This window comes from Streptomyces sp. NPDC059371 (assembly GCF_042751995.1).
Lineage (GTDB): Bacteria > Actinomycetota > Actinomycetes > Streptomycetales > Streptomycetaceae > Streptomyces.
Genome location: NZ_JBHYXD010000042.1, coordinates 9729 through 21795, shown reverse-complemented (window position 1 = coordinate 21795; position 12067 = coordinate 9729). Strand labels below are relative to the sequence as shown.

The 12067-nt window shown below is 72.6% G+C and carries 9 protein-coding genes; 5 read left to right on the top strand and 4 right to left on the bottom strand.

Features of this window, described 5'->3' with window-relative positions; genetic code table 11:
• Positions 1–271 precede the first annotated feature (271 nt).
• Positions 272–3043, top strand: a complete 2772-nt coding sequence (locus ACFXGX_RS23150; protein ID WP_384794411.1) for a D-alanyl-D-alanine carboxypeptidase — start codon at positions 272–274, stop codon at positions 3041–3043.
• A gap of 608 nt (positions 3044–3651) precedes the next feature.
• The gene (locus ACFXGX_RS23145) at positions 3652–5391 is read left to right on the top strand and encodes an MFS transporter (RefSeq protein ID WP_384794497.1); all 1740 of its coding nucleotides are present in this window, start codon (positions 3652–3654) and stop codon (positions 5389–5391) included.
• A gap of 52 nt (positions 5392–5443) precedes the next feature.
• Here the strand turns inward: ACFXGX_RS23145 and ACFXGX_RS23140 are convergent, their stop codons facing one another.
• The 4 genes from ACFXGX_RS23140 to ACFXGX_RS23125 form a co-directional block, all read right to left on the bottom strand.
• A complete protein-coding gene (locus ACFXGX_RS23140; protein ID WP_384794409.1) occupies positions 5444–6379 on the bottom strand; it encodes an alpha/beta fold hydrolase in 936 nt (311 codons plus the stop codon).
• Between the two features lie 164 nt (positions 6380–6543).
• On the bottom strand, positions 6544–7410 hold the full coding sequence (locus ACFXGX_RS23135; RefSeq protein WP_384794407.1) for a MerR family transcriptional regulator: 867 nt from the start codon (positions 7408–7410) through the stop codon (positions 6544–6546).
• Between the two features lie 71 nt (positions 7411–7481).
• The gene (locus tag ACFXGX_RS23130) at positions 7482–7988 is read right to left on the bottom strand and encodes a glutathione peroxidase (protein ID WP_384794405.1); all 507 of its coding nucleotides are present in this window, start codon (positions 7986–7988) and stop codon (positions 7482–7484) included.
• A gap of 9 nt (positions 7989–7997) precedes the next feature.
• On the bottom strand, positions 7998–9044 hold the full coding sequence (locus ACFXGX_RS23125; RefSeq protein ID WP_384794403.1) for an ArsR/SmtB family transcription factor: 1047 nt from the start codon (positions 9042–9044) through the stop codon (positions 7998–8000).
• 81 nt (positions 9045–9125) lie between these two features.
• On the opposite strand from ACFXGX_RS23125, the gene ACFXGX_RS23120 reads away from it, so the two are divergent.
• The 3 genes from ACFXGX_RS23120 to ACFXGX_RS23110 all read left to right on the top strand — a co-directional run bounded on the left by ACFXGX_RS23120 (position 9126) and on the right by ACFXGX_RS23110 (position 11920).
• Positions 9126–10358, top strand: a complete 1233-nt coding sequence (locus tag ACFXGX_RS23120; RefSeq protein ID WP_384794401.1) for an MFS transporter — start codon at positions 9126–9128, stop codon at positions 10356–10358.
• A gap of 142 nt (positions 10359–10500) precedes the next feature.
• Entirely contained in the window at positions 10501–11376 is an 876-nt protein-coding gene (locus tag ACFXGX_RS23115) for a calcium-binding protein (protein ID WP_384794399.1), read from the top strand.
• 244 nt (positions 11377–11620) lie between these two features.
• Positions 11621–11920: a hypothetical protein gene (locus tag ACFXGX_RS23110; RefSeq protein ID WP_384794397.1), complete on the top strand. Its 300-nt coding sequence runs from the start codon at positions 11621–11623 to the stop codon at positions 11918–11920.
• Positions 11921–12067: the final 147 nt, after the last annotated feature.

Genomic DNA, 12067 nt, shown 5'->3' with positions numbered 1-12067 from the left:
TAACAACCCGGCCACCACCGATATATACACATAAAATAGCGCCGCCTGCGTATTTTTTTTATAAGACACTGTTTGGGGGGCGGGGGGGGGCCCGCGCCGAAGGGCGGCGCCATGGGGGGCGGGCGAGACCCCCCACTGGTCGACGCACCACGTGTCGTGGGCGTCGGCGGCAGACGCGACGCGGGTGAGCCCGGCGTCGGTTCCGAGTCCGGCGCGGTGGGGCGCGCCGGCGGCGACGTCGACCCAGAGCTCGGCTCCGGCCGACCCCCGGATGGCGATGGCCCGTGAGCGGGCCGCCACGGTACGGGTGGATCAGGCGACGGCCGTGTTCTCGACGAAGGCGCTCTCGGGTGAGACCGCCCGCACGGCGGACGCTCCCGTCACGGCGGAGCCGGAGCGGGTCTCCGAGTCCGCCGACGCCGACGGCGCGGCCGGGGGCAAGAACGCCGAGGGCGACACCCGGCTGCGCGCTGCGGTGGCCGCGTGGGTCGCCGGAGGGGACGAGCCCGCCCCGGCGGACACGACCGGCTCCGGGGGCGACGACGGCCCCGAGGGGGCCGACGACGACGCCACGGCCTCCGACGGCGAAGGCGACGACGACGAGACGGACACGGAGACGGAGACGGACACGGACAGCGCGGTCGCGGACACGGACCACGCCGAGCCGGCCGGCGACGCGGAGGGTGACGACGCGGACGCGGAGCTCGCCGATGAGCCGGGCGAGCCCGTGGACTCCGCGAGGGCCGAGAACACGTCCGAGACGTCCGACACGTCCGACGCGGCGTCCGACGCGGCGTCCGGCACGGACGAGGAGGCCGCCGAACCCGCCGCCGGCCCCGACCCCGACCCCACCCGTGACATCGACGGCGCCGCCGACGAGAAGCCCGAGTCCGGCCAGGAGCCGGAAGCCGAGCCGGAAGCCGCCTCCGACGAGACTCCCGCCGACGAGGAGGACGAGCCCGCCTCCGCGTCCGCCGTCGAGGACGAGCCCGGTCCCGCGTCCGCCGACAAGCGTGACGCCGAACCCGAGGACAGGCGCGACACCGAACCCGAGGACAAGCGCGACACCGCGCCCGAGGACCGGCACGACGGCGGCGACGACGCCTCCGGCGAGCCCTCGGACGCCCCGGCCGACGCGATCCCGGACCCGGTGTCCGACGAGCCCTCGGACGCGGTGCCGGACGAGAGCTCGGACACGGACACCGGCAAGGACCCGGACACGGAGACCGGCAGGGACACGGAGGCCGCCAAGGACTCCGCCGCCGAGCCCCCCGTCGATCAGCCCACGGCCGTCTTCGAGACCCCCCGGCGCCCGGCCGTGGACCAACCCACCACCATGCTCAAGCTGGGCGGCGCCACCCCGAAGCCGGCCGGCGGCAAGCCCGCCGCCGGGCCGACGGACGCCCCCGCGGGCAAGCCCGCGGACAAGTCCTCCGGCAAGCCCGCCGAGCAGCCCACGGGCGAGCCCGGCGCCAAGCCCGCCGGCACCCCCGCGCGCACCAGCAAGTTCGTCCCCCTCAACCGCCTCGACGACTTCCCGCCTCCGGCGCGCCCGAAGCCCACGCCCGAGCCCTCCGCGAAGCCCGAGCCCTCCGCGAAGCCGCAGTGGGCCGTGAAGCCGGAGCGGACCCCGAAGCCCGAGCGGACCGCCGCGCCCGTCTCCACCCCCAGGCCGGTCGACAGGCCCGCGGCGGCCACCGCGGCCATTCCGCAGGTCGGCCCCGAGCGCACCACCCAGCTCCCGCTTCCGCCGAAGCCCCCGCTGGACCTGCTCGCCGAGCTGACGAACACCCCGCCGCCGCCGCAGACCCCGGTCCGCACCCTCGTACGGCGGGTCAAGATCTGGACGCCGCTGGTCCTGCTGCTCGTGGTGATCTTTGCAGTCGCGCAGGCCTTCCGCCCGCTGCCGGCCCCGGCTCTCACGCTCAGCGCCGACAGCACGTACACCTTCGGCGGTGGCACCCTCGACCTGCCCTGGCCCGGTCAGGGACAGTCCGCGATCGAGGTCGACGGCGTGGGCAGCCTCGGCACCGACGGCAAGCAGACCCCCGCGCCCACGGCGAGCGTCGCCAAGATCATGACGGCGTACGTGATCCTTCAGGAGCACCCGCTGAAGGGGAACGAGGACGGCGAGAAGATCACCGTCGACCAGCAGGCCGAGGACGAGTCGAAGCTGCCGGACGAGTCGACGGCGGCGCTGTCGAAGGGCCAGCAGTTCACCGAGCGTCAGATGCTCCAGATGCTGATGATCCCCTCGGGCAACAACGTGGCGCGGCTGCTGGCCCGCTGGGACTCCGACAGCAAGGGCTTCGTCACCAAGATGAACGCCGCGGCCAAGGACCTCGGCATGACGAACACCACGTACACGGACCCGAGCGGTCTGCAGAAGACGACGGTCAGCACGGCCACCGACCAGATCAAGCTGGCCAAGCAGGTCATGAAGAACGACGTGTTCCGCAGCATCGTCGGGATGGCCAAGGCGGACATCCCGGGTCTGGCCAACACGATCTACAACAACAACGATCTGCTGGTCAAGCAGGTCGGCGTGATCGGTCTGAAGACCGGTTCGTCGACGCCCGCGGGCGGCAACCTGGTGTGGGCCGCGACCAAGGTCGTGGACGGCAAGACGCAGACGGTCTACGGCGCCGTGATGAACCAGAACGCCGGCACCGGCAAGGTCTGGGACAGCCTCCAGCTCGCGCTCGCGAACAGCCAGAAGCTGATCGACAAGGTCCAGCAGAGCCTGGTCGCCGCCACAGTGGTGAAGAAGGGCCAGGTCGTCGGTTACGTGGACGACCAGCTCGGCGGCCGGACCCCGGTCGTCGCCACGAAGAACATGACCGCGATCGGCTGGCCCGGCCTGAAGACGAAGCTGAGCATCGGCGAGGGCAAGGCGGCCGTCCCGCACACCGGCAAGGCCGGTACGGTCGTCGGCGAGCTGAGGGTCGGCGACGGTTCCAGCGAGGCCGTACGGATCCCCGTCGCGCTCCGGTCGGACCTGTCCGAGCCCGGCTTCGGCGCGAAGGTGACCCGGATCGGCTGAGCGGACAAGCGCACCGATGGCGTACGCGCGCACGCATCGGTGACGTAGGGCGGGGAGCAGTACTCGCACCGCACGCCGTCGGACGGTGCCCCACTCGGGGGCTGTCCGGCGGTGTGCGTGCTAGCGTCGCGCTAATCGGGGCTGCTCGCGAGCCGCGGGTCCCGGCCCAGAACGGACCAACGGGACAGCGGGAGAACCTTGCAGTGGCGACAGCGGAGCCGACACACGCCGACGACGCCGACGCGGGCCACGGAACGGGCCCGCGAATACCGCGCGTCGGCATTCAGGAAGCGGTCCGGGACGTAGTCGCGGACGCGGGCGCGAACGCGCGCCCGGCCGCGGACACAGGCGCGGACACGGGCGCGGACGCGGACGCGGACACAGGCGCGGACACGAGCGCGGACGCGAGCTCAGGTACGGACGGGGCCGCGGACACGGCCGCGGACCCGGGCGGTCGCACCGCCGGGAAGCCGGACGGGAAGCCCACCGGGTCGGAGCCCACCGGGTCGGAGCCCACCGGTTCCGAGCCCACCGGTTCCGAGCCCACTCGGTCGGAGCCCACCGGGTCCGAGTCCGCAGACTCCGAGCCGGTCGATTCCGAGCCCGTCGTGACCGAGCCGGTCGCGTCGGCCGGCTTCGCGCCGCTCGGCCTTCTCCGCCGCTACCCCGTCCTCGTCCTCACCGCCTTCGCCGGCGTGCTCCACATCGTGTGGTTCTTCACGTTCGCGAACAGCGGTGGCGACCTCGCGGCGCAGGACGCGTGGGCGGAGTTCGTCGGCCGGCACCCGGACTCGGCGTACAACCTCGCCTGGTACGGCGGGATGCACCCGGTCTCGTACAGCGTGGTGTCGCCATATCTGATGTCGGTGCTCGGCGTCCGTACGACGATGATGATCGCCGGGACGCTCTCGGCCGGCCTGCTGACGCTGATCCTCGTGCGCAGCCGAGTCGTCCGGAACCCGATCGCCACCTCGCTCGCGGGCATCTTCGCGCTGGTCTGCAACGCGATCTCCGGCCGGGTGACGTACGGCCTCGGCACGGCGTTCTCGCTCGGCGCGGTCGCCGTCGTCTTCTGCTGGCCCCACCGCTGGCGCTACAAGCGCTGGGCGAAGGCCCTGTGCGCGGCGCCGCTGGCCGCGCTCGCGACGGCCGCCTCACCGGTCGCCGGACTGTTCATGGGCCTGCTCGCCGCGGCCATGTTCCTCCAGAGGCGCCGCCCCGGCGCCTACGCCCTCGGCATCGCCCCGACGGTCGTGGTCGGGCTCTCGGCCCTGCTGTTCCCCTTCTCCGGCACCCAGCCGATGACGTTCTTCTCGGTCATCCTGCCGTTCGCGTCCGCCGCGGCCGTCTACTACGTGGTGCCCAAGGAGTGGACGACGGTACGGATCACGGCGGCGGTGTACGGCCTCGCGGTGCTCCTCGTCTGGCTGATCAGCTCCCAGATCGGCTCGAACATCACGCGCCTTTCGATGCTGTTCGCGGGAGTCGCCCTGGTCGCCGCGCTGCCCTTCACCGTGCCGAAGTCACGGAAGTGGTACACCACCGTCATCGCCCTCACCGTGTTCACCGGCTGGATCGGCTTCAAGACGGTCGACGACATCGTGCACACGACCCCGGCGGCGTCCTGGGCGCGCGAGCTGGCCCCGCTCGTCAACCAGCTCCAGCTCGTGGACGCCGAGAAGGGCCGCGTCGAGGTGGTCCCGGCCCGCTCGCACCGCGAGGCGTCCGCCCTCGCCCCCTACGTGAACCTGGCCCGCGGCTGGAACCGGCAGGCCGACATGGAGCGCAACCCGCTCTTCTACGACGACACGCTCAACTCCGCGAACTACCACGAGTGGCTCCAGCGCTGGGCCATCCACTACGTCGTGCTGCCCAAGGGCGAACCGGACGGCGACGGTGGCCAGCGCGAACGCGAGCTCGTCCAGCGGGGCATGCCCTATCTGAAGCAGATCTGGGGCGACGCCAACTGGCAGCTCTTCACCGTCACCGACCCCACCCCGCTCGCCGAGCCGCACGCCGTCGTCGACCTGGCCGAGCAGGGGGAGATGACCATCGAGGTGAAGAGGGCGGGCCGCATCCTCATCCGCATCCCGTACTCGCCGTGGCTGAGCATCGTCGACGCGGACGGCAAGAGCCTGAAGGCACCCCAGGAGACGCGGGCGTCGAAGCGCCGCACGGACGGCACCCCGAAGACGTACGAGAACCTCAACGGCTGTCTGACGCCGACGGAGGAGACGGCGGCGGGCGACACGTGGACGGAGCTGCTCGCCCCGAAGCCGGGCACCTACCGGCTCGCGGCGCCGTACCAGCTTCCTCGCGGGACACCGTGCCCGGAGGAACTGCGCTGAGCCCTCCGCGACCGGGCCGGGGTCCGTCCGGCCCCGAACCGCCGGACGGGCCCTAGAACCGCTCGAACGGTCCGCAGTACGACAGGCCGGCCTCCTCCGGCCGTCCGTCGCTGAAAAAGCGGACGAGCAGATCGCAGAAGTCCTGGGGCCGCTGGAGATGGGCCAGATGGCCGCACTCCGCGATCGTGGTGAAAGAGGCGCCCGGCAGGTCCGCCGCCACCGAGCGGACCATGCCGGGGGTGGTCAGCGTGTCGTGCTCGCCGGTGAACACGAGGTACGGGACGGCGGGGACGGGCGCCCGCCGGTACCACTCGTGGGCCAGCAGCCGCCGGTTCCGCTCGACCGTCACGGCGACATCGCGCGGGGTCTGCGCCGCGAACTGCTGGTACATCAGCCGGGCCAGCGCGGCGTGCTTGCGTACGGTGCGGTCGCCGGGCGGCGGCACGAAGCACCGTACGAACTCCGCGGCGGTCTCCTCGACGCGCCCCTGCTCCAGAAGCCGGACCCAGCCCCCGAGCGCCTCGGCGAACCAGTCCGGGATGTGGTCCGACATCCCCTGCACCGCGATCCGGCGCAGCAGTTCCGGATACCGCTGGGCGAGCCGGAGTCCGACCGCCCCGCCGTAGCACCCCGCGTACAGGTTCACCGGGCCGAGCCCGAGCCCGCGCAGCATGTGGCCCGCGCACTCGGCCAGGAAGTCGATCCCGTGCTCGGCGGGCAGGAAGTCCGCGTCCCCGAACCCGGGCAGATCCACGGTGATCACCGTCCCGAGCTTCCCGAGCCACCGCTCGTGCCGCGTCCACGAGTACCGCGTCTGGTCCGACCCGCCGAGCACGAGCAGCGGCTCCGTGACGGGGGAGCCGTGCCGGGCGACCCGCGCGGTGTACCCGTAGCCCTCCCACGAGAGCCGGTACTCCGCCACTTCCGTGGACGTCTCGCCTCCCTGCGAGGGGGCGGGAACAGGGACCGAGGAAGCGACAGAAGGCACAGCGAACTCCCGGGAGGGGACGAGACCACCGAAACTCCCCACTCGTACACGGCTCCCGCGTACGGCGCCCGCAATGTCACACGAAGGTGGGCGCTGCACCGCATGCAGGTGGACGTGGCGCGGCAGCCGGGCGACGCCACGCCACACCGGCACCTCCCGTCAGGTCACTTCACCGGGAACGCCACATCGCAGACTGGGTCCTGCGGTCCCGCCGCGTCCCAGTCGGCGAAGTAGATCTCCCGGCAGGGGCCGTCGACGGTCAGCCCGCGCTCGCCGACCCAGCTCTCGACCGCCTCGAAGGCGGCCAGGATCTGCGGGTGGGCGACCTGCGCCTTGCTGATGCGGACGAACGCGACGCGCCGGGCCGGCTCGACCCGCACCTCGGCCCCGGTGGCCCGGCCCTGCCGCTCGGCCCAGGCCCGTGCCGCGGCCTCGTCGGCGACCGGCACGCACGTCTCCGCCGGGCCGTCGCTCTCCACGCTCACCTCCGCGTGGTACACGACGAACGGCGGCCCGGTGACGCCCCCGGCCTCCCGGGCGCCCTCCTCCAGCCGCCCCAGCGAGCCGGGGATCCACACCGGCAGCTCGGGCGCCAGGACGTGCCGTTTCTCGGTCAGCACGACCTGCTCGGGCACCTCGCTGGTCTCGACGACGAACTTCTCGTACATCTCGGAACTCCTCCCGGAAAGACGTCCACGGAGGTAGTCGGCGAGCGCCCGCTGCGAGGCGAACCGGGCCTCGGCGCCGTCCCAGTACGCGGCGAGCAGCTCGGCGGCTTCCGTGCCGCGTGCCTCCACCACGTCCGCGATCCGCGCCAGCGGCATGTCGAGCTGGCGCAGCAGCGCGACGAGCCGGGCCCGTTCGGTCTGCCCGGCCCGGTAGTAGCGGTAGCCGCTGACCTCGTCGACGTACGCCGGGGTCAGCAGCCCCAGCCGGTCGTACAGCCGCAGAGCCTTCGCCGAGAGCCGCGCCCGCGAGGCGAACGCGCCGATGGTGAGCAGGTCCTCGTCCACCCTGTCATCCTCCGTCACCGGGCGCCTTCCGCCCGGTGACAGGGACGCTCCCCCTTGCCCCAGGGGCAAGGTCAACCGCGGGGGAGGGTTCAGCCGATGGCCTTCTCGACGGCGGAGACCAGCTCGGCCGCCTCCGGCTCGGTCTGCGGCGAGAAGCGGCCGACGACCGTGCCGTCGCGCCCGATCAGGAACTTCTCGAAGTTCCAGCGGATGTCGCCGGAGTGCCCCTCGGCGTCGGCGGTGCCCACCAGACGCTCGTACAGCCCGTGCCGCGCGTCACCGTTCACCTCGACCTTCTCGGTCAGCGGGAAGGTCACGCCGTAGGTCGCGGAGCAGAATTCGGCGATCTCCTCGGAGCTGCCGGGCTCCTGGCCGAGGAACTGGTTGCAGGGCACGCCGAGGACGGTGAAGTCCTGGCCGGCGTAGCGCTCGTGCAGCCGCTCCAGACCGGCGTACTGCGGGGTCAGCCCGCACTTGGAGGCCACGTTCACGATGAGGACGGCCTTGCCCGCGTACTGGGACAGGTCGGCGGAGCCCCCCTGGAGGGCACCGATCTCGACGTCGAGCACAGAGGTACCGGTGTTGTCAGTAGTCATAAGCGGATGCTAACTCCGGTAGGTGTCCGTCCCGACGGTCCCGCCGCTCCGCTCCCCGGGCCCGCCCGGCGATTCCCGTGCGCCGGACAGGTCCTGGCGCTGCGCTGTGACGAGGACCTCACCGGCGGCCGTGCGCGAGTACAGCACCGACCGTCCCGCCCGGCGCCGCCACACGAGCCGCGCGTCCAGCAGCACCCGCAGATGGCGGCCGACCGACCCCAGCCCCTGCCCGGTCACGGCGACGAGCTGGCTGGTGGACAGGGGGGAGTCGAGGCGGACCAGGACACCGGCCCTGGCCGTCCCGAGCAGCGCCCCCAGACTCTCCGGCACCACCGCGGCGCCCACGTCGGTCAGCGCCCCCGTGCACGGGTAGACCAGGGCGTAGCGGTCGTGCCCCTCCCAGGAGACCCAGCCGGCCTTCGGCGTGACGGGGACGAAGACGAGCCGGGCGCCGGAGATCTCGCGCGGCGGGTACTCGTGAAGGTTGACCTGGAGCCGGTTGCCGCCGAGCCAGCGCGTCCCGGGCCGCAGCCCGTCCAGCGCCGCCGCCCAGCCGCCCTGGCCGAGACGTGCCGTCCGCGCCACCACATCGGCCTCCAGGACGCGCCGCCGCCGCTCCCAGTCGGGGCGTACGGACTCCTCCCACACGGCGGTGAGCAGCGCGGCGGCCCGCTCGGGCAGATCGTCACGGTCCCCGAGGGCGGCGGGCAGCGGGCCGCCCACCGAGCGGACGAGATGGCCGCGGGCGTCGCGGGGCGGGACGTCCCGCACCCGGGCGACCTCGGTCTCGAAGGTCTCGTCGCCGTACGGGGTCGGGGTGAGGAAGTCGGCGATCCACGCCTGCCCGAGCCCGCAGCGCACGAGCAGCGCGGTGACGGGGTCGGCGGCCAGTCGTCCGCGGTACGCCGGCAGATGGGTGTTCAGCCAGGCGCGTTCACCGGGGTGTGTCGCGGTCTCCGAGTGCAGCAGCTTCAGGGCGGCGAACGTCTCGGCGAGCGGCGACAGCACGAAGCGGCTCCCGGCGAGGGTGTCGGCGTTCACCTGCCACCAGCCCATGCCCGCCCCCTCCCCGCTCCTGACGTTTCGCGCCCGCGCGAAAGAATATCGACCGCCCGGGCGCCCCCGCAGACTCCGCGCATGCGCAGCTACTCCGAGCTCTTCCGCACGCGGGAGTTCACCCCGCTCTTCCTGTCTTCCTGTTTCCGGACCGCCGCCTCGACGGTGAGCGGTCTGGCCCTCGGCACCCTCGTGTACCGGGCCACCGGCTCGCCGCTGCTCAGCGCGCTGAGCATGTTCGGGCCCTCGCTCGCCCAGATGATCGGCGCGGCCACCATGCTCTCGGCCGCCGACCGGCTGCCGCCGCGCGCGACCGTGGCGGGCATCGCGCTCCTCTTCGGGCTCGGCACGGCGGCGATGGCCGTCCCCGGTCTGCCGATCTGGACGATCTTCACCCTCCTCCTGCTCCTCGGTCTGATCCAGTCCTTCGGCGGCGGGGTCCTGTGGGGCCTGCTGACCGAGATCCTCGCCAAGGAGGGCTATCTGCTGGGGCGTTCGGTGTTCAACATGATGAGCGGGATCGCCCAGATCACCGGATACGCGACCGGTGGCGTCCTCGTGGCCCTGCTGTCCCCGCGCGTCACCCTCCTCCTGGCGGCCGGGCTGTATCTGGCGGCCGCCCTGACCGCCCGGCTCGGCCTGACACCGCGGGCGCCGCGCGCTCTGGGCCGTCCGTCCGTCGCCCGGACCTGGAGCACGAACGCCCGCCTCTTCTCCTCACCGGAGCGCCGCACCCTCTATCTCCTGCTCTGGGTGCCGAACGGCCTGGTCGTCGGCTGCGAATCGCTGTACGTGTCGTACGCGCCGAGCCGGGCCGGCGCGCTGTTCGCCTTCGCGGCCCTCGGCATGTTCATCGGGGACGTGACGACCGGACGTCTGCTGCCGCCCCGCGTCCGTGCCCGCCTCGGCATACCGTTCCTGCTGCTCCTCGCGACGCCCTACCTCTTCTTCGTGCTGCGTCCGGGTGTGGCCGTGGCGGCGGCCCTCGCCGCCCTCGCCTCGATCGGCTTCGGGGCGAGCCTGATCCAGCAGGAACGCCTGGTGGCGCTCATCCCCGACGAACTCAGCGGCCACGCCCTCGGGCTCCACACGGCGGGCATGCTCACCATGCAGGGCGTGAGCGCGGCACTCGCGGGCGGGATCGCCCAACTCGCCACGCCCGCGACGGCGATGACGGTGATGGCCGCCGCGTCGATCGCCGTGACGCTGGCCCTGGCCCCCGCGCTGCTCCGCCACCGCGCCGCGCGCCCGGAGGGCCAACGCCCGGAGCCGTCCGGGCCAAGGGTGCGGCAATCCGAGGTGAACTCTCCCTGAACCGGCAAAGGTTGTACGGCAGCGGTCACAACCCGTCATGCGCCGCCGGTGTCGAACGGGATGCCTGGGCACGTACGTCCGGGTGCGCGGAGTCCCAGAACGGCGGAGCCGCTGGGGCGCAGAATCCCATCAAGGGGGAAGCATGTTCAGTCGCCGTACCGCCGTCCTTCCGAAAATGCTGGCGCTGGCCGCCGCGACGGCCGCCGTGTCCGCGGCGGCCCTGGCCCCGACGGCGAGCGCCGCGACCACCACGAGCGCCACCGCCGCCTCCACCGGCCAGAAGCTCTACTACACGGCGGCCGCCGGTCAGACGAACCACCTGAAGATCTCCTGGGCGCTCGGCGCGACCGACCCCGACTCGCAACTCGTCGACTTCATCTACACGTTCGACGACACCGTGAAGATCTCCCTCGGTGCCGGCTGTGTCCGTCCCGCGTCGGGCGACACCACCCAGGCGGTCTGCACGGTCACCGAGCCGAACACCTCGGCCTCCGACCTCGACACCCTGATCGTCAAGCTCGGGGACGGCAACGACACCGCGACGGTCGACCCCGACAACCGGGGCTACTCCCGCATCTACGGCGGGACCGGCAACGACTCCCTCACCGGCCACGGCCGTGACGTCCTCTACGGTCAGGACGGCAATGACCACCTGTACGGGGGCGGCGGCGTCTACGGCGAGGGCGCCTTCGGCGGGGCGGGCAACGACGTCCTCGACTCCTGCGGCTACACCTGCCACGGCGGCACGGGCAACGACGTGCTGAGCGGCGGAGTGAGCGAGGCCGACGGCAGCTACCGGGACTACGACAACAGCCTGTTCGGCGACGACGGCAACGACGTCGTCCACGGCAACGCGGGCGCCGACCACATCGAGGGCGGCCGCGGCAACGACAGCCTCTACGGCGGCTCCGGCCGCGACAAGATCTACGGCAACAGCGGCAACGACCTCATCCACGGAGGCTCCGGCACGGACACCCTCTCCGGCGGCCCGGGCACCGACCGGGTCTTCCAGAACTGAGGAACCCGCCGGCAACCGACCCGCCTCCGGAGCGGAGGACTCGGGACGAGCGTACGGGGGTTTCCGCGGGCGCCGGTGTGCCTCCGTACGCTCTGCCCGGCGCGGCTCGCCGGATGGAACGATCCCGGTGCCCGGTCCCGGCGGGGGAACGCCTTTGGCCGTCGTGAAGGTGTGAGCGGCGGCGCACGGGTGTCTGCTGGTACCGGGGATCGGCGTGACCACTACGAGCAGCAAGGGGCCGGACATGGCAATCGTGATGTCGATGCACTGGGCGGAAGCCACGCCGGAGCAGTACGACACCGTGCGGGACGCGGTGCAGTGGGAGGAGGTCCCGGCGGCCGGCGGTCAGATGCACGTGGCCTGGTTCGACGCGCAGGGGCTGCACGTCACCGACGTCTGGGAGTCCCAGGAGGCGTTCGAGGCCTTCTTCGCGGAACGCCTCGCCCCCGCGATCCAGAAGGCCGGCATGACCGGCGCCCCCGACACCTCCTTCAGCCCTCTCCACCGCCGCTACATCGCCCCCGGCATCACCGGCGCCGCTTGATCCGGACGACCGGGCCCGGGGGGGGGCGGGCGCGCGCGGCGGGGGGGGGCGGGCAGGCAGACGTGTTGTTATGGGGGAGGAGAGGGCGGGGGGGGCTCTGGTGGGGCGCCGCTAGTCGAGTGGGGGGGTGGGTGGTGGTGGGCGCGC

Excerpts from the sequence above, each read along its gene's own strand:
- ACFXGX_RS23150 (WP_384794411.1), top strand. The coding sequence starts at position 272 with ATGGCGATGGCCCGTGAGCGGGCCGCCACGGTACGGGTGGATCAGGCG.
- ACFXGX_RS23130 (WP_384794405.1), bottom strand. The coding sequence starts at position 7,988 with ATGACTACTGACAACACCGGTACCTCTGTGCTCGACGTCGAGATCGGT.
- ACFXGX_RS23125 (WP_384794403.1), bottom strand. The coding sequence starts at position 9,044 with ATGGGCTGGTGGCAGGTGAACGCCGACACCCTCGCCGGGAGCCGCTTC.
- ACFXGX_RS23120 (WP_384794401.1), top strand. The coding sequence starts at position 9,126 with ATGCGCAGCTACTCCGAGCTCTTCCGCACGCGGGAGTTCACCCCGCTC.
- ACFXGX_RS23115 (WP_384794399.1), top strand. The coding sequence starts at position 10,501 with ATGTTCAGTCGCCGTACCGCCGTCCTTCCGAAAATGCTGGCGCTGGCC.
- ACFXGX_RS23110 (WP_384794397.1), top strand. The coding sequence starts at position 11,621 with ATGGCAATCGTGATGTCGATGCACTGGGCGGAAGCCACGCCGGAGCAG.